14 protein-coding genes and 1 pseudogene are annotated in these 19180 nt (G+C 40.8%); 14 read left to right on the top strand and 1 reads right to left on the bottom strand.

What is annotated here, in order from left to right:
- Positions 1-56: 56 nt before the first annotated feature.
- The 5 genes and pseudogenes from NST31_RS06765 to NST31_RS06745 all read left to right on the top strand — a co-directional run bounded on the left by NST31_RS06765 (position 57) and on the right by NST31_RS06745 (position 7419).
- Positions 57-764 (top strand): nucleotidyltransferase domain-containing protein, encoded by a 708-nt coding sequence (locus NST31_RS06765; RefSeq protein ID WP_339164685.1) that lies wholly within the window; start codon positions 57-59, stop codon positions 762-764.
- A gap of 514 nt (positions 765-1278) precedes the next feature.
- Positions 1279-2507 (top strand): IS3 family transposase gene (locus tag NST31_RS06760; RefSeq protein WP_212951973.1). Its coding sequence is split into 2 segments (ribosomal slippage): positions 1279-1567 and positions 1567-2507, totalling 1230 coding nucleotides; the frame shifts between segments, so codons are not numbered across the junction.
- 345 nt (positions 2508-2852) lie between these two features.
- A pseudogene (locus NST31_RS06755) lies at positions 2853-3193 on the top strand (IS3 family transposase); the annotation flags it as partial.
- 838 nt (positions 3194-4031) lie between these two features.
- A complete protein-coding gene (locus NST31_RS06750) occupies positions 4032-4229 on the top strand; it encodes a hypothetical protein (RefSeq protein WP_339164683.1) in 198 nt (65 codons plus the stop codon).
- Between the two features lie 1270 nt (positions 4230-5499).
- Positions 5500-7419: a heavy metal translocating P-type ATPase gene (locus NST31_RS06745; protein ID WP_339164682.1), complete on the top strand. Its 1920-nt coding sequence runs from the start codon at positions 5500-5502 to the stop codon at positions 7417-7419.
- Between the two features lie 167 nt (positions 7420-7586).
- Here the strand turns inward: NST31_RS06745 and NST31_RS06740 are convergent, their stop codons facing one another.
- Positions 7587-8288: a universal stress protein gene (locus tag NST31_RS06740; protein ID WP_077113618.1), complete on the bottom strand. Its 702-nt coding sequence runs from the start codon at positions 8286-8288 to the stop codon at positions 7587-7589.
- A 520-nt stretch (positions 8289-8808) separates the two neighbouring features.
- Between NST31_RS06740 and NST31_RS06735 the strand changes: the two genes are divergently transcribed.
- The 9 genes from NST31_RS06735 to NST31_RS06695 all read left to right on the top strand — a co-directional run bounded on the left by NST31_RS06735 (position 8809) and on the right by NST31_RS06695 (position 18604).
- On the top strand, positions 8809-11211 hold the full coding sequence (locus NST31_RS06735) for a Na+/H+ antiporter subunit A (protein WP_339164680.1): 2403 nt from the start codon (positions 8809-8811) through the stop codon (positions 11209-11211).
- Positions 11198-11620, top strand: a complete 423-nt coding sequence (locus NST31_RS06730; RefSeq protein WP_339164678.1) for a Na(+)/H(+) antiporter subunit B — start codon at positions 11198-11200, stop codon at positions 11618-11620. The genes NST31_RS06735 and NST31_RS06730 overlap by 14 nt, the downstream gene beginning before the upstream one ends.
- Positions 11621-11624: 4 nt before the next feature.
- The gene (locus tag NST31_RS06725; RefSeq protein WP_077113615.1) at positions 11625-11963 is read left to right on the top strand and encodes a Na(+)/H(+) antiporter subunit C; all 339 of its coding nucleotides are present in this window, start codon (positions 11625-11627) and stop codon (positions 11961-11963) included.
- Positions 11956-13440 carry a Na+/H+ antiporter subunit D gene (locus NST31_RS06720; protein ID WP_077113614.1) on the top strand — a complete coding sequence of 495 codons (1485 nt, stop codon included), beginning with the start codon at positions 11956-11958 and terminating at the stop codon, positions 13438-13440. Before NST31_RS06725 ends, NST31_RS06720 begins: the two co-directional genes overlap by 8 nt.
- A gap of 26 nt (positions 13441-13466) precedes the next feature.
- Positions 13467-13949 (top strand): Na+/H+ antiporter subunit E, encoded by a 483-nt coding sequence (locus NST31_RS06715; RefSeq protein WP_077113613.1) that lies wholly within the window; start codon positions 13467-13469, stop codon positions 13947-13949.
- Positions 13949-14233, top strand: a complete 285-nt coding sequence (locus NST31_RS06710; RefSeq protein WP_077113612.1) for a Na(+)/H(+) antiporter subunit F1 — start codon at positions 13949-13951, stop codon at positions 14231-14233. Before NST31_RS06715 ends, NST31_RS06710 begins: the two co-directional genes overlap by 1 nt.
- Positions 14211-14567, top strand: a complete 357-nt coding sequence (locus NST31_RS06705) for a Na+/H+ antiporter subunit G (RefSeq protein WP_077113611.1) — start codon at positions 14211-14213, stop codon at positions 14565-14567. Before NST31_RS06710 ends, NST31_RS06705 begins: the two co-directional genes overlap by 23 nt.
- A gap of 410 nt (positions 14568-14977) precedes the next feature.
- Positions 14978-16564 (top strand): methyl-accepting chemotaxis protein, encoded by a 1587-nt coding sequence (locus NST31_RS06700; RefSeq protein WP_339164676.1) that lies wholly within the window; start codon positions 14978-14980, stop codon positions 16562-16564.
- 435 nt (positions 16565-16999) lie between these two features.
- Positions 17000-18604 (top strand): M48 family metalloprotease, encoded by a 1605-nt coding sequence (locus NST31_RS06695; protein WP_339164675.1) that lies wholly within the window; start codon positions 17000-17002, stop codon positions 18602-18604.
- Positions 18605-19180 lie beyond the last annotated feature (576 nt).

Genomic DNA, 19180 nt, shown 5'->3' with positions numbered 1-19180 from the left:
TACGTTCTAGAACACTAATCATCTACATGAATATCCTGATATGGGAGGTGTTTCATATGAGAGACTCGATCAAGCGAATAGCTCAACAGTTTATCGTTTCCCACTTTCCTGAATCAGATATAGTCTTGATAGGTGGAAGTGCTGTTTATGGAAATTTAACAACAGAATCTGATATTGACTTAATTATTATGGATGAAACAGAAACACCAAGAATTGAATGTTATCACTTTCTTGGATGGAAAATAGAAGCATTTATTTTTACGGCTTTATCTCTAGAGGTTGAATTTCAAACAGCTAGATATATAGGAATGCCCACCATCATTAAAATGTGTGCCGAAGGTCTACTTATAGAAGATAAACAAGGGAAGGGAAAGGAGCTACAAAAAGAGGCAAAAATACTTTATGAACAGGGTCCACAACTTTGGGATGAGGAGCAAATAAATAAAGCCAGGTATCAAATGACAGATTTTTTGTCAGATTTTAGAAGTTCAGAAGACTTCGTAGAAAGTTTATTTATTTTAAATAAGTTAATAAATACGTTAACTGAACTGATTCTAAGGGCAGATGGCCATTGGGTTGGTGAAGGCAAGTGGGTTGCCAGGAGCCTTAAATCATATGATAAAGACATGTGCGATAAACTAGCTAAATATACAAAAACATACATGAGTACAAATGATAAAACTGAACTAATTTCATTCATTCAATCTACACTTGATCATTATGGTGGAGAATTGTTTGTTGGTTATAAAAGATTCTTTTTGTAAGGGTTTCGAGGGGCGAGTGAATTAAGAAATCAATTGATGAGAACAGAGTAATCCTATTCATCATTCGACAAGATTTAGCAAACTTCTGGTCGTGGCACCAAAAAATAAAGAAACTTTTCTAAAAGTAAACGATCCCTTGTGCTTCTATTAACTTTACCTTTTGAAGATTCCCCTAACTTTGTGGCATAACCTATAATATCTTTCCATAAAGGGGGAATTTTTTTATGCCATGATTCATAGGTGGTTTCGGTGGTCCACGCTTCCGTAGACGTCCCATTTTCAGACCACGTTTTGTTTTCGCCGTGGCCCATTTATCTATGACTGGTTGCTACTTTTTTTGATAATAAATGTGAGGAGTTTGGATAGTCTACACTTAATTAGACAAATATTATAAGGTCATAAAAATACAACTTAAATCGGCTTAAATTGTTTCACACTAATTAGCCCCTAAATGAACTTGGACAATAAGGGTAAAAAATAATATACTGCTTAATGTACCAAGGAGGCTAACAACATGACACGAAACAAACACTCCAAGGAGTTTAAATTACAAGTCATCAAAGAGGCCCAGGAGACAGGCAATAACAGCCTTGTTGCCCGCCGTTATGAACTGAATTCCAACATGGTATGCCGTTGGGTGCGGGAATATAAAGACGGAAAATATGGTGATGTTGATGTCGCTGTTTTACCAGATTTTGACCCGAAAGAAGTATCCAAGGAAAATGAAAAGCTTAAAACATTGCTTGGTGAAAAAGACCTTGAAATCGCGATTTTACGCGACATTATAAAAAAGAAAAACCCTCACTTGCTGAAAAAATTGAAGTAGCCGACCACTGGATTCAAAAAGGCTATTCTATTTCTAAGGTGCTAAAGGTCATAGGGATCGCTCGTTCCACCTATTATTACCAAAAGAACTACCGTGTGGAAGAGAAAAAAGTGAGTGAGGGACGTCCAGCACCAGGTTATTCCTTCACAGAAGACGGACGAAAAGTATCAGACGAACAAATCAAAGAATTCCTTCTGGAGGAAATTGCAGGCGATGGCTTCAACTATGGCTACCGCAAACTGACTAAGAGGCTTCGCCGCGAATATAGCCTTGTCATCAACAAGAAGAAAGTCTACCGGTTGTGCAAAGAGCTGGGTATCCTGCGTCCACAACGCAAAAAGAAGACCCAACACCCTAGGAAACTGGCACGAAACCGTACGATAACAGACTCAAACCAACTATGGGAAGCGGATATCAAATACGGCTACATCGAAGGGGAAGACCGGTTTTTCTTCGTCATGTCCATTATCGATGTATATGACCGTGGAATTGTCGCCTATCATAACGGATTAAGCTGTACAGCTAAAGATGCCGTCCAGGCACTTCAACAAGCATTGTTAAGACGCCAACAATTCAACGCAGCGATCAAACCAGTGATCCGAACAGACAATGGGCCACAGTTTGTTTCCCATACTTTTGAGGAATTTTGCGAAAAATACCATATGGAACATGAAAGAATTCCGCCAAGAACGCCGAATATGAATGCCCATATTGAATCTTTTCATCGAATTTTTGAAGATGATTGCCTCTCAAGGTGGCAGTTTGAAACCTATGCGCAAGCCTATGAAGCTGTCACGGATTTTATGGTCTTCTACAACGAAAGACGGATGCATTCAAGTATTTTGGACCTATCACCTCAGGAGTTTTACGAACAAAATAAGCATCATAAATTGGAAATCAAAGAGGTTCGCGTGTGATCGATTTGAGGGAGTCAGGGCCGATAGGAATCCTAGTCAGGCTACGAAAGGAGCCACAGCGCAGCTGCTTGCCATTTACCGCAGCGCCCGATTCTTAGTAGGCGGTGGAAGGGGTCGGGGCCCCGCCAACGAATACTTAGAATCGACTTGTCCGTGTTACCATCTGTTGCAGGCGAGCCTCTAGGCTTTTATTTTCGCTAACCTGCATGGATACCGCTACACGGACAAAAGCAAGGTCAATGGTGGCGGACAAGAAGCACAGAATCCAAAATCAAGAAATAGAGAGCTATTTTAAGAAAAAGATAGATTAAGAGTAACCATGTCCAAAATACGGGGGTTAATCCGCACACTGACCGTGGAAGTGAGTTTAAAAACAGCCTGATTGATCAAGCATTAGACATGTTTGGTATCAAACGGTCATTGAGTGAAAAAGGAACTCCGTACGACAATGCGGTCGCTGAGGCGACATTTAAGATCATCAAAACAGAGTTTGTTAGTGGAAGAGTTTTTCCTAGCCAACAATCACTTGAATTTGAACTTTTTGATTTTGTACATTGGTTCAACAATTTTCGTATACAGGATCGTTAAACTATCTTACACCAAATGAATACAAGTTAATGCACCTTTCATTTTTTGTACAGTTTAGTGTTGACATTCCATCTTACGGCAGCTTGCATGCGGGATAAAGTGAAACTTCATTCAGTAGGGCTTCTACTGAATTGTTAGTTGAACCAATCGGGCATTTAGGTGCCGTTATCTCCCACTTGGACCTTGTGTATTACTCAAGATTTTGAAAGTGGGAGTCATACGGCACCTTACATGCGGGATAAAGTGAAACTTCATTCAGTAGGGCTTCTACTGAATTGTTAGTTGAACCAATCGGGCATTTAGGTGCCGTTATCTCCCACTTGGACCTTTTGTATTCACTCAAGATTTTGAAGTGGGAGTCTTACGGCACCTTACATGCGGGATAAAGTGAAACTTCATTCAGCAGGAGTTTTCTTCCATCTCCTACTGAATGTTAGTTGAACTAATCGGGCATTTAGGTGCCGTTATCTCCCACCTGGACCTTGTGTATTCACTCAAGATTTTGAAAGTGGGAGTCTTACGGCACCTTACATGCGGGATAAATTGTCCTAGTGTATAATAGGCAAGGTTTTAGCGTAGTCAAAATATGTAGACTCCTGCGGGAATAGCTCGAGCTGAAGATCCCGCAGGAAAGCGAGCTTTGCTTTCCGAGGAAGCTGAAGCCGTGGCCGCGGAAAGCGAAATATTTTGACGTAGCGATGATAGGGATTTTTTAACACAAATAAACCGAACAATTATAAATGAATGGTTCAGTTTTTTCTATTTCTTATTTGCTTGTGTCTAAGCCTTTTTTATTCCACAAAAGGACCATTTTGTACATAGTGTATAGAGGAATGAACGACCGAAAGACATATCTAAATGTATTGTTTGAAACTTTGTTTTATTTATAAACGTATATAAATGGAGGTAAATTTTATGGAGAAGGAGGTGAAGTTTATGGAGAAGAAAATAGGTATTTCTCTGTCTTTTTTGCTACTCGGTTTCGTTGTCAGTTATATCATAACATCAGCATTCGCTCATTATGGGATGAATACATCATCGTTAATAACTGGGTTGCTTGTTGTCGGTGTTAGTGTTTCTCTAATTTCATTGTTTGAAAAGATTTTTCCGGGGAAATCAGAAGCCGCAAATTAATCACATCATCTATTTAACCTAAGGGAGTAGTTATACGAAGGACTATTCTCTTAGGTTTGTTGCGCTGTTTGACCACAGTCTTCCGCAATGGGGCGCAATTGTAGCGCGCTACTATTAGGAAATGGTCTCATACTTAGCTAAAATAAAAACCTCTATTTTGATCCATCCTTTTTCAAAATGGAGGTTTTTTTATTTGCCGTTAAATAAGGATTGAATAAGATCTTTTAATCAAATTTTATTCCAATTGTTGGGTTTCATCTTACTTAGTAAAAAGCATAGACGTATTTTTCATCGTTCCAATTCTTTTCTTTAAAATGATTACAGTCGTCATCATTACAATTTAAAGGATAGATTCATACATGTTCATAAAGGCAGGGAAGGGGCTATGCGATGACCTCATTTCATCAGGGAGCAATGAACAGATATTAATAGACATTTGCTAATTTTTTCCATAGCCAATCATCGCTATTTCTGCCATACGATCTCCAACAAAAACTGCCACTTGGCAGTTCACAAGCTTTTCCACTGAACCTTGTGGAACGGATACTGTTTAAGGACAGAGATCACGAAAAAAACAGGCCCCTGATCATCGGTTGATGAGGTAAGCTCGGTAGCGATATCCAATCCACTCATTGACAGCGATGGTGTCATCCTTCCCTATTATGTAACATACGGTCCCCCCAAATGGCTTATCTTGCTCTCAAATATTCTTTTATTTTATTCAGCCAACTTCTCCCTTTTGTAAATCGCAATGATTACGATTTACAACACCTCATCACATTATTTACATTTCAAACCATTTTTTTTAGGAACCTTTTCTCCTCCAGGTCATATGGAAGAAGGAACAGGTGTAGCCGCGGCACTGTACACCTATTTGTCATGACTTTAAATAAAACGGATGTTATTCAATCTAAAAAGGAAGATATGAACAAATGGAATGAGGGTCTGCGCTGATCTGTTTTAGCGGGAAAATATTGAAACTTCATTTCGTTAAGGTTAAAAGTCCGCCTCTCTGTATGGAGTGGGAGGGAGCAAGCCATTTTTACAACAGATGATAATTAAAATAATTTGATAATAATTATCATTTTCGGAAAAGATAAATGTCTGTTATAAATAGTAATGATAATCTTTATCAGTAATAATCATTCTCAATTAGAATAATAAATTCTCAATTACACTTGACTAGAGGGAGCGAATTTAGTAATATATTTATATAATAATAATTATAAATAGCTTGGGCGAGTTTTAGATAAAAAGGGAGGGCGAGCAAATGAATTTATCAACACAATATGTAAAAGATCATTCAATCGTAAAAAGTAATAAAGTTTGGGGGAAAATGAAAACACATATTGAACTGATTGCGGCTATTTTTAGTGGCGTGTTGATCTTTCTCGGCTGGCTAATTGATATAAATGGTTATCAAACAACTTCCATTGCTTTTTTTATCCTCGCGTTTGTGATTGGCGGGTATTTTAAAGCAAAGGAAGGCATTGAAAGCACGATTCAGAACAAAGAGCTTAATGTAGAGATGTTGATGATCATGGCGGCGATCGGGTCTGCTATTATCGGATTTTGGATGGAGGGCGCCATATTGATCTTTATTTTTGCCATGAGCGGCGCCTTGGAAACTTATACGATGAATAAAAGCCATAAAGAAATATCGGCGTTAATGGAAATTCAACCTGAAGAGGCATGGCGGATCACTCCATCCGGTACGGAAAGGGTGCATGTTTCCGAGCTTGTGGTTGGCGACATGATACTTATTAAACCGGGGGAAAGGGTTCCATCCGACGGGGAAATTATGAAAGGCAGCACAACAATGGATGAATCGGCCATCACTGGTGAATCCATGCCCGCTTCCAAAGGATTGGGCGATGAAGTGTTTGCGGGGACAATGAATGTGAATGGATCGATTACAGTACGGATTACAAAGCCGAATGAGGAATCACTATTTCAAAAGATTATCGAGCTTGTTCAGTCTGCCAAAAGTGAAAAATCGCCATCACAGCTTTTTATTGAGCGATTTGAAGGAAGGTATGTAAAGTTCGTTTTGGCCGCCGTTGTCCTTATGATGTTTCTGCCCCATTACCTTGTGGGCTGGAGCTGGACAGAGACTTTTTACAGGGCCATGATTTTGCTCGTTGTCGCTTCGCCATGTGCGCTTGTCGCCTCTATAATGCCTGCCACATTATCGGCTATTTCAAATGGCGCAAGGAAAGGCATTTTATTTAAAGGAGGCGTCCATCTTGAACAATTAAGCCATATTAAGGCGGTTGCTTTTGACAAAACGGGCACATTAACGAAAGGAAAGCCCGAAGTGGCCAATTTCGTTGTTCGGGAAGGTTTGGACAAAGAACCTGTTCTGCTTGCAGTGGCATCAATTGAAAGGCATGCCAATCATCCTCTCGCCAACGCCATCTTACAGTATGCCGAGAAGCATTTATCCGAATCGTTCATGGAACCTGAATCATTGGAAAATGTGGCCGGTTTTGGAATCAAAGCGTCCATCGACAATGAGGCTTGGAAGATTGGCAAGAAAAGTTTTGTTGATACGACTAGGGCTGATCAGTTCTTATTGGACGAAGCAGAAAAATTGGCAGACGAGGGAAAAACGATTGTTTTTGTTCAGAAGGAAGATGAGTTGGCGGCAATCATTGCTTTAAAAGATATGGTGAGAAAAGAATCGATGGATGCGATTGATCGGTTGAAAAGAATGGGGCTGTATACGGTGATGCTTACCGGGGACCATGTTAAAACAGCTCAAGTTATTTCCAAAGAGAGTCATGTCGACGACTATATAGCAGATTGCCTGCCGGAACAAAAGGCTACTTATTTGAAGGAATTAAAGAAAAAGTACGGGACTGTTGCGATGGTCGGGGATGGAATTAATGATGCGCCTGCACTTGCGACAGCCAACGTGGGGATTTCCGTCGGAGACGGGACTGATGTGGCCTTGGAAACAGCAGATATGGTTCTCATGAAAAATGATCTGTTGCGCATCCCGGAAGCGATACGCCTTTCGAAACGAATGAATCGGATCATCAAGCAAAATATATTCTTTTCCATCGGGGTTATTGTTGTACTGATTTTATCGAACTTTACACAGTTGGTCGATTTGCCGTTGGGTGTCATTGGACATGAAGGAAGCACGATTCTCGTTATATTAAACAGCTTGCGGCTTTTGAAATAATGTGTGGTGTGTAACGTTTGAAAGATGTAAAACATAAGAAAGGAAAGGCCTGCTTTCAAGGTTGCCGGCCTTTCCTGTTTTTTGAGCGAACGTATTGGCGAAAAGTCTATTTGCCATAGCGAACGGGTGAGAGTTCGCCTGCACACTCGCCAAGTTTTGAATTTTTACTACTCTTTTTCTGTTTTTGCGGCATCATGACATTTTACATTTTTCGGTGTTTTAATCGGATCGATGATTTTATCGTCATGTACCCGGACTTGGTATGTTGTTCCATTGTATACATATTTAAATATCCCGTTATTAAAGTCTGTCCCTATATCCTTAAAAAAGATGCCATCGTAACAGACGTCTTTTTGATAGGCGAAACTGACACGGTAGCCATCTCCGTCTTCAAGTAAATAGCAGCGAACCCCGGGTTCGAAGGCCATATTTTCTTCGGTATGGACCGTTCTGTCGATGGATACGATATGAATATCTACAAAAGAGATGGCTCTTAAAAGGACGTTGACGAACGAACCACGTGTGATTTCTTCCCACCTGTTTTGCGCGGTTTGGCCGATCACAATTTGAGTAATATTGTGACGGTGGGCAACTTCGGCAATCACTTTGGCGGTTGGTCGCTTTTCATTATCTCTGAGAATAAAATTCTCTGCCCCCAATTCATCAGCCAGTTCTTTCCATCTGTCGACGTAGGCGGACTTTTCCGCATCGAATTCATCAAATGGGAGTGGGTCCACTGTTAATATATAAAAAGGGCAATCCAGCATATTGGCAATTTTAGAACCGCGTTTAATTAACCGCTCTCCATTTGGGCCGTAATACACACAGACGAGAATACTCTCATCCATCCGTCCCTTTATTTTTTTCATGACACATTTCACCTCGAAAGTAGATGATACATTTCATTTGTAACTGGCCAATACTCACGATATAAAACTCCTCTATTATAAATGATCGTTCGGGTAAATTCAATATTCACCCAAATATGTGAGTGGCCATTTTCAAAGAAACCGTCTGGACGATAGAGAAAACAGCATCTTCTGTGCGGAAATACCCGGTTTCGTGTATAATAGTGAAGGAAAATTCATCAAATACCCGACGGTGATTTATGCCTGTCCTCTTCATCGCAACGGGTCCAAAATAAAATCTCCTGCTTAACCAGCATAGGCTCAACACCTCTCTAACTGATATATATAATAAAGAGATCCTATGGTTTCCCATTATCTCGCGAGCCAACCAAAGAGTCAAGTACCGATGAAGGGCTTCCCAGATTTGTTTTTCGCTGCTTTGAATATCTTATGCCTGTTCGTATTTTTGTTTACCAGACGGGAGATAATCATTATTTAATGAGCTGCCACTGAAATTTTATGTTGAATGGGAGGCATGATTTTGTTCACTGCAAATACGATCATTCTTATTCCTTTTTTGGCTGCCATGATCCTTCCCTTTTTATACAAAAGAATATCCTTTCAGATCGGCTGGATCGTTCTTTTTGTACCGGCAGTTTTGTTTATTGTTCTTGGAAGTTACATTCCTTCCATAGCAGGCGGAAGCACTTATTACCACACGTTTTATTGGATTCCTTCACTTTCCATTGATTTTACTACATACCTCGATGGACTTGGCTTGATATTTGGGCTGTTAATTACAGGTATAGGCGGTCTTGTAATCCTCTATTCTATTTACTACTTATCCTCAGAGGAATCTTTACTGCATTTTTATATGTATGTACTGATGTTTATGGGGAGTATGCTTGGAGTTGTCTTTACCGACAACTTGCTTGTATTTTATGTGTTTTGGGAACTGACGAGCATTTCTTCTTTTCTGCTGATTGCTTTTTGGTTCCATAGAAAGAGATCGCGATATGGGGCGCAAAAGGCGATGCTGATCACAGTAAGCGGCGGATTGGCCATGTTGGTGAGTTTTATCATGATGTACATGATGGCTGGCACAATGAGTATTCGGGAACTGATCAAAACAATTGATGTGAATCATGAATTGTTTATACCGGCTCTGATATTGTTGCTGATTGGAGCGTTCACAAAATCGGCCCAGTTTCCTTTTCATATCTGGCTTCCGGATGCCATGGAGGCTCCGACGCCTGTCAGCGCCTATTTGCATTCTGCGACCATGGTCAAAGCGGGGATCTATTTAGTGGCCCGCTTTACTCCCGTATTTGGTGTGGAGGAGATTTGGACCTTGCTGATTACCGGGGTTGGACTGGCAACTTTGTTGTGGGGATCGATTACGGCTGTCCGCCAAACAGATTTGAAGGCATTGCTCGCGTATTCCACTGTGAGTCAATTGGGTTTGATTATGAGTTTGTTCGGGATTGGGGCCGCAGCCTTGCGCATGGGTTCGAGTACCGAAACGGCCATATATGCCCAAGCCATTTTTGCCGCTTTGTTTCATCTGATCAATCATTCCACTTTTAAGGGAGCGCTTTTTATGGTGGTGGGCATTATTGACCATGAAGTGGGAACGCGGGATATTCGCAAGCTTGGAGGGCTCATGTCCATTATGCCGATTTCTTTTACCGTTGCTTTGATTGGCGCCTTTTCTATGGCCGGACTGCCGCCATTTAACGGCTTTCTGAGTAAAGAGATGTTCTTTACAGCTGTTTTGGATGCAAGAAACCTCCAGCTTTTTTCATTATCTGAATGGAGCGGGCTGGTTCCCGTGATTGCCTGGATCGCAAGTATTTTTACTTTTATTTACAGTATGATTATTGTGTTTCAAACATTTTTTGGTCGTTCTCGTTTGGAGAATGAAGAATTTCCTGTTCGCGAAGCTCCGTTTGGCATGTTAGTCTCTCCCCTTATTTTGTCCATTTGCATTTTGGGGATATTCTTTTTTCCGAATATTGTTGGAGATTACTTGCTGCGGCCGGCTTTGGCGGAAATTTTTCCAACAATTCCAGAAATATCGGGCCTCATGAAACCTATTACGATTTGGCACGGTTTTAATGCCGAATTATTCATGACATTTGGTGTCGTTGTGTTGGGAATTGTGCTTTATAAGTATCTGTCAAGATGGAAAGGCCTATTGTATCTGCTTCCGTCAGCCTTGTCTTTCGATGCGCTTTACAACAAAACGCTGGAATGGGCGGAAAGTGCTTCTATACGCGTCACCGGTTCTTATATGACGGGAAAACTCTGGCATTATGTAACGTATATTTATCTCTTTTTTATCGTGATGATCGGCGGAGCCTTATTGATGACAGGAGCATTTTCTTTTGACACATCCGGTAATGCGGAAATCCGTTCATATGAATGGCTGATCGTTTTTGTTATGATGGCAGCTGGTTTAGCCCTTCCTTTAGCCAAATACAGGGTGACGGCTGTTCTGCTGAATGGTGTTCTCGGATACGGCATAGCCCTTTTATTTGTTATTTTCCGCGCGCCGGATTTGGCTCTGACGCAAATCGCTGTTGAGACTGTTACAACGGCATTATTCTTGGTTTGCTTCTATTTCTTGCCGGCATGGGAAAAAGAAAAGAGACCGGCTGGAACAAAGCTGTTCAATGTGATTATTTCCATTTCCGTCGGCGCCATCTTTATTATGGTGGCTTTGTCCGTTCAGAGTGAAAGATTGTTTCAAACGATTTCCGGCTATTATGAAAAAGCCTATGAACTAGCCGGGGGCAAAAATATCGTGAACGCGATTATCGGCGATTTTCGGGCATTTGATACAATGCTTGAAGTAGTGGTCCTTTTCATTGCCGGGATTGGCGTTTACTCTTTGACGAAGCTAAAGGCCGGCAGAGGGGGAGAGAATATTGGAGATCAATAATGTCATCCTCAAGACCGTTACTAAAATTGTCGTATTCATTATTTTAACTTTTGCTGTCTATTTGTTTTTTTCGGGACACCACACGCCAGGGGGAGGATTCATTGGCGGCCTTGTACTCGCTTCAGCATTTATTTTGCTGTTGCTGGCACACGATATAGAAACAATACAAAAAGGTATTCCCTTTGATTTTAAGCTTGTAGCTGCATTGGGAGTATTGATCGCCGTCTCTGAAGGCGCTGGTTCTTTATTATTTAGCAAACCTTTTTTGAGTCAGGCGTTTGCTTATATCGGCATTCCTTACTATGGCAAAATCGGGCTGGCGACCATTACGCTTTTTGAAGCAGGTGTCGCATTGACGGTGGTCGGTGTCGTTGTAACGATTATTTTGAGCATAAGTGAGGATGTTTAACTATATGGAAACGTTAACGATTATTTTGGCGGGAGTCCTCGTTTCAGTGGCCACATATTTCATTCTTTCCAAGAATCTGTTGCGGGTGATTTTGGGATCGGCGGTCCTGTCGCATGCCGTTCATCTGCTTTTGATGGCCATGGGGGGATTGAAAAAAGGCAGTGTTCCGTTGCTGGGAGAAAAGGCGGAAGTCTATGCCGATGCACTTCCCCAAGCGCTTATTTTAACGGCTATTGTGATCAGTTTTGCCGTAACGGCGGTATTCCTTGTTCTGGCTTATCGTACTTATCAAAGCGCCAGATTAGATCATTCCGATTCATTAAGAGGTTCTGAACATGAATAATATTCTCGTATTACCGATGGTTCTTCCGATTTTAACGGGTATATTACTTGTGTTTTTTCGCAAGTTTATCCGAACCCAGCGCTGGATCAGTTTCGGGACGATGCTTCTTACAGCGGGGATTAGCCTGTACATTTTACACCTTATACAGACCAATGGGATATTGTCTCTACATTTTGGGGGATGGAAGCCGCCATTTGGAATTGTCTTTGTGGCTGATTCCTTTTCGATGCTTCTTGTCTTGACGACAAGCATTGTTACCACCATTTGTCTTTTGTTTTCCTTTTATTCCATAGGGGAATCATTTGAAAAAATGTTTTTTTATCCATTTGTCCACTTTATGGTGGCGGGTGTCAACGGTTCTTTTTTAACGGGGGATTTATTTAATCTATTTGTTTGTTTTGAAGTAATGCTTTTGGCATCTTATATCCTTATTTCCCTGGGGGGATCCAATAGACAACTGAGGGAGTCGGTCAAGTATGTAGCGATTAACGTATTGTCCTCTTGGCTTTTCCTTGTGGCAATCGCTTATTTATATGGAACGCTTGGGACGTTGAACTTGGCCCAGTTGTCCCAGCGGATTGCAGAAGCCGGACAGACTCCGATTTTAACGGTAATTGGTATTTTGTTTTTGATTGTTTTTTCCTTAAAATCGGCGCTGTTGCTTTATTTCTGGCTTCCCGGTTCTTACAGTGCGCCGCCGACTGCTGTTGCGGCTTTATTCGGCGCTTTATTGACAAAAGTGGGCATTTATTCCATGTTTCGCGTGTTTTCTCTGCTCTTTTATCATGAACCGCATATTACCCATACGATCATTGGAATCATGGCCGCAATGACGTTGGTCGGAGGAAGTATTGGTGCGATTGCGTATAAAGACATTCGTTATATTATTTCCTACAATGTTATTATCGGTGCGGGTTTTATTTTAGTCGGACTGGCGGTAGCTACACCGGCAGCCGTGGAAGGTTCCATTTTTTACCTTGTTCACGATATGATTACGAAGGCAATGCTGTTTTTGTTGGCGGGAACGATGATCACCTTGACTGGAACAAGTAAGATGAATGAAATGAGCGGGCTCATTCGTAATTATCCTGTGTTGGGATGGTTGTTTTTTATCGTTATGCTTTCATTGGCCGGCATCCCGCCGCTTAGTGGTTTTATCGGGAAAGTATTGATCAGTCAAGGTGCAATCGAAGGGGAATCTTATATTCTGCTTGCTTTATCCTTGTTATCGAGTATATTTGTTCTTTATTCTTTGCTTCGTATCTTTCTGCAGTCGTTTTGGGGAGAAACGATTATTGGTGAAGAAGAGGAGAAGCCGCTCAAAAAAGGCTGGATATATCCAAGTATACTGTTTGCTGCCGCCACGATCGGTTTTGGCTTTGGGGCAGAGTGGTTGGTCCCCTATGTACAAGATGCGGCATCCATACTTATGAATCCCGAAAAATATATTGAAGCTGTATTATATCAAAATCAATAAGAATGAACCCAAAAGGAGGTGGAATCATGCCTGCCCAATTTATTTTGAATTTGTTTATCGCCTTTCTTTGGATGGTCTTAAATGATGAGGATGAGCTAAGGTTTTCCACTTTCTTTACTGGTTTTTTGACTGGTATCGTCATTATTTTTCTTATGCATCGTTTTTTTGGACAGCAGTTTTACCTTCAACGTTTTTATTATGTAGTAAAACTGATTTTTATTTTTAATTGGGAGCTATTTTTATCCGCTTTTTTGGTTATGAAACATATTGTGAGCAGAAAGGTGGATATTAAACCAGGCATTTTTTCATATAAAACGGAGCTGCAGAGCGATTGGGAAGTGACAACGCTTGCCCTGTTATTAACGCTGACCCCGGGATCCGTCGTGATGGAAATATCACCCGAAGGAAATGTGTTCTATATACATGCCCTGGATATTGAACGTTATAAAGCATCATTATTGCGCTCGCTTGGAAAATTTGAAAAAGCAATTATGGAGGTAACCCGTTAATGATTAAAATCATGCTTACTGCTGCGCTTGTTCTCTTTTCTGTTGCCATTGCGATCGCGCTTTATCGCATTATCAGCGGGCCTTCCCTCCCTGATAGGGTCGTTGCCATGGATATGATTGTGGTAAATCTCATTTCGGCCGTTGCCATCATTTCGATTTTGCTGGAGACAAAAGCGTTTCTTGAAGTCATTTTGATTTTGGGTATTCTTGCTTTTATCAGTACGATCGCCCTCTCTAAATATGTTGAGAGGGGTGTTATCATTGAACGCAAGCGAAATCGGTGAGTTTTTGGTTGTATTGCTTATTTTAATAGGCAGCATAATAAGTGTCATTAGTGCATTGGGGATTATCCGCTTTCCTGATGTATATACCCGTTCCCACGCTGCCACAAAAAGCGCGACTTTGGGCGTGTTGTTATCTCTTACGGGAGCCTTTATATACATTTGGTTGACGGACCATTTTATAAGTGTCCGCCTAATACTTGGAATTTTGTTCGTTTTTATTACCGCCCCCGTGTCGGGACACTTGATTATCCGGGCGGCTTACCGCTCTCATGTGGAGATGACGGAAGATACTGTGGAGGATGAATTAAAACCCGTTTTAAATGATAAAAGGTAATGTTTAAGCCGATTTTACACGATAAAAGGAACTGTATATGAGTGAAAAATGCAATGTTTGCAGGAAAAAGATCATGCTTCTTTTTCCTGTTTTTTTATGATGTGCAGGTTGCTTCCGGCATACGGAGTGAGGTTGTTTTTATGAACATAAGAAATTGGGATCTTTTGTAAAGATTTAGGAAAAAATAACCATAATATGTTGAATTTTGTCAGGTGTTGTAGTATTTTTTAATAAACTACATCAATATTCATGATTTTTTTCCTATTTTTGTAGTTCGAAAGTCCCATCATTAAGCTTGGTTTTGAAAATCTTTTATCAGGAAAGGCGGTATGGGCTGGAAAGAACAATAGGTGTTTTCGGTATAGATATTTGAATATTAAAAATAATCCATGTGAGAAAGGTGTAGGGCAATGAAATTATTTAGCTGGTTCTATCATTTAAAAACCTCTGTCAAGTTGATATCTGTGTTTGTGATCCTGGCTGTTTTTCAAATTGGTATAAATTTATTAGGGTTGGCAAATATGGGGGAGATAGAAAAAAATGTTGATGACATGTATAAAGAGAGATTGGCGCCCGCGGAGTACTTATCTGAAGCGAGATTTCTTTTTCAGGAATTAAGGGTGAAGTGGCGTGATGTAACGATTACGGATTCCAGTGATGAATTAATGAAAGATGTGAACGGACTTAGGGAGAAAATAGAACAAAATATACAATTGTACGGCCAGTCCTCTTTAACGAAGGAACAGGAGGCATTATTGACGAAATTTGATCAAGCATATGAAGAATATAAAACTGCTTATGATGACTCTATTTACGCCATTATTGACAGAAAAGAAGATTATAATCAGTTTGTAAATGGGGATTTGGCTGATTCACAAAGGGCCTTAGTGGATATTCTTGATCAAATGGCAGACATGGATGCTGATGTAGCATTGGAACAGTATAAACACTCGCAAGAGATGTACTCTTTTACAAAAACGGTAACCATTGTCTCTAGTGTTTTTACATTTTTGTTGAGTATTGGACTTGGCCTGTTCATAGCACGCACGATCTCAGGTCCGTTGAACAAGGTAGTCGGTTTGGTTGAAAAGGTGGCTAGCGGGGATTTAACGGAAACCGTTGATATAAAAACAAGGGATGAAATCGGCGTCTTGTCACAATCAGTGAATAAGATGGTGAGCAATCTAAGAACAACGATCCAACACATATTAAAGGCCTCCGAAAATGTATCGGCCTCCGCGGAACAATTATCTGCCAGTACTGAAGAGATTGCGGGTACCAGCACTAATCAGGCAAATGCGGCTCAGACTATGAATGAATTGTTTAAGGAACTGTCAGACGCGATTCAATCTGTGGCTTTAAATACAGAACGCGCTGCTGAGCTATCAAACGAAACGAACAAGATTGCCCAAGAAGGAGGGCAAGTCGTCCATTCTTCGGTAGAAGGGATGAATGTGATCAGCAGCCAGATGTCCCGCTTGGAAGAAGATTCAAATAAGATAGGAGAAATTGTGGAAGTCATCAATGATATAGCTGATCAAACCAACCTTCTCGCTTTAAATGCCGCCATAGAAGCCGCGCGTGCTGGAGAACAGGGACGCGGATTTGCGGTTGTTGCCGATGAAGTTCGCAATCTTGCCGAAAGAAGCAGTAAAGCTACCAAGGAAATCGCAGATATTATTAAAAACATGCAGAAAAATACTGTGCAAAGCGTTCAAGCAGTTGAGGATGGAGTCGCTTTTACAGAAAAAACAGGAGAAGCTTTTGATCACATCATTCACATGGTTAACGACACCGGACAAAAAGTAACGGAAATTGCCGGAGCAAGTGAAGAACAGGCTGCCCAATCCGCGGAAGTGCTCCGGTTTATAGAAAGCATTTCGGCCGCCACCGAAGAAGCAACAGCAAGCAGTGAAGAAACGGCCTCGACTGCTACGGCGCTTGCTGACTTGGCGGAAGAGCTCAATCAGTCAGCGGCATCGTTTAAAATCAGTTAATAGGAGGTCAGTCCCATCATGGAGACTTGCCCATAAGAATACACTTTAACAGACTATACTCAACAATATTGCCATCACAACGGTTTTTAAAAAGGAGAGGGGGTGCCAAAGGTCGGATAAATCGACTGATGGCCCCTCCTGTTTTAAGTTTGATGAGGCCCGCTGTTTTTCGGAAATCCTCTCCCCTTTATGGGTATCACCATTGTTCAATAGACCGGGAACGATTTTATGGGCCAGATGAGCACGTCATGTTAGATTGAGTGAAAATTTGTTTTTCCATAAAGAACGTTTACAATGGTGTATAACAGTAATGTTCCGACGATCGCATGTATGGCACGAAACAGGTTTCCGATTTATATCACAAAGTCGTCCCATCTTTTTCCCGCACAAATAAACATTTTCCAAGTTTGACGATCGCTTAAGGAGAGTATCGCCATGAAAAGAACAGCATTTATATGTTTACTTGTCGCGGCGTTTTTGACAGCTGCGGTTATGTTGATTGAATTGGTCGTCCGTTCACCAATGTCATCACCGCTTATACTGTTTGATTCCAAAAGTGAAGCGAAAGTCCCCAAGCTTTTAACCGGATATTCCATTTACCACGGACATTATCTTCTGGAAATGCAAAGGGATACACAAAGCCATGAAGGACGTCCGCTTGCTTTTCGCATAGGAAGCGAAGATTATCAATTGAAGCAAATACATCCGGAAAATGTGTCGTTGCCAGCAGGACAAGAAATGAAGGTAATGACGAGAAGGGGGATTGATGTCGATATTAGTAATGGGACAAGCATTCAATCCAACAAACGGAGCTTCTTTTTTAATGAATATACAATAAGGCCTGCTGAAAGCGATACATCAATTTCTATTCAATTAAGATCTGAGTTTGGTCTAGCTCTCACCCTTTTGATCTATTTCGGCTCATTTTTATTGCCAAGTCTGCTGGCGTTGGCGTTTAATCATGTTTTTTCCTGGCGCCCTCTTTTTACACTGTTTTTCCCATTTATATTGGCCGGTCTTTTGCCTTTGTTATTAAACTATCACTTTACGATGGGGTATGGGTTGCTGTTAACCGGCTCTTATATTTGGAGCATTGTTTTGTGTATTTTCCTGCCGGCGTTTCTGGCGATTGCGTTGACGGCTGCTATATATCAATACACGTTGAACAGTGAAGAGGATGAAGTTTCCCTGCCGGAAATGGAAGAGACAGGCTTTCTTTATTGGACAAGGAGGGAGACCATTGGCATTTTGATGCTGATGGGCGGCGGTATTGCCTATTTCTTCGCACTTTTTTCCATTCCTTTATCGGTATATGTAAATATTACTGAAAAATGGTATTTGTTTATCGCTTGGTATTTGTCGGTTACCTTCATGATCATGATCGTTTATACTGCTGGGCACCGTTTTATCGGAAACTATGAAAACATTGGGCTTCAAGAGCCGTTTGCTTCTTTGAAAAAAGCGGTAGAGCAAGCGTGCGGAACGAACGTCAATCTTTTTAAGAAAAAGGAATCCCGAAACGAGACAAATGCCTGGGTGTATACTGTTCCGTTTGCTTCCAAAAAAGGCATTAACATTTATATGACCGAAGGATTAATGAAAAACTTTACATTGGCTGAGTTACAAGCTATCTTATTTCATGAAATTGGCCATATTAAGCTGAAACATGGCCGATTAATCTTGGCGACCACTATTTGTGCAATGGTCGCAATTAGTTCGCTGATGTTTTTCGCGAGAAAAATCATGTTGGGATATGGATGGGGATATTATACTTTCTTGCTTTCGATCAGCATGGTTGGGGTCGTAATGCTTATGAAATGGCTCCCGAATAAAATCAGTAAACTGTTCGAACATCAGGCTGATGAATATGCCGTGAGACAATTGGAGGATGCGGAACTATATATTCGAACATTGGTGAAACTTCATGATATCAGCGAAGAAGAGGAAGGAGAATGGACGCCGAAAAGGAAAGAATGGAAGGAAACTCATCCATCCTTGCAAAAAAGAATTCATTATATTAAAGGTTTACATGGGGTATAGGGCGGTGTTTATGATCACTTGGATTTAACAGTGGATAAAGAGTTTATTTATACCCTTTCCAATTTTTTATGAATGAAGAATATGTGAAATGCATGGGGGAACGAGGTCAACCTTTGGTATGGCTTCTTGTTATACGACATTGCTTTTAAGCGAACTATTATGGTCGGTGATCGTTCGATGGCAAGCGCAGTAAATAATTGGCTTGCCGTGAATAATAGTGTTTGGTAATATCCAATCATGAGAGTGCTTATGACTAACTTATTACTTGAGACTTCTATTTCGTGAAAAAATGAATGAAGCTTTTCAACGCTGTTTCCATTTTGTTTCTTATTTGTTTCAAGTTTTCTCTCACTTTTCCCTGTCGCGGTCGAATTATGGTCTATGGGATGAAAAACTCCACGGGATTTAACAGGAAACAATTTATCCATATGTAAGCCACTAATACGCTCCACGTTATTTCTCCATACATACAATACCCTATTTTCTAATTGATTTGGATTTTGTTCCTCATCATAGCCATAGCGAATGGATCATGTCTTTCATATGTGTTTTCCCTCCTAAATGACTCCGTTATAG

Origin of the sequence: Siminovitchia sp. FSL W7-1587, from assembly GCF_037963795.1 — a bacterium.
Lineage (GTDB): Bacteria > Bacillota > Bacilli > Bacillales > Bacillaceae_C > Siminovitchia > Siminovitchia thermophila.
This window is presented reverse-complemented; position numbering and strand designations above follow the sequence as displayed.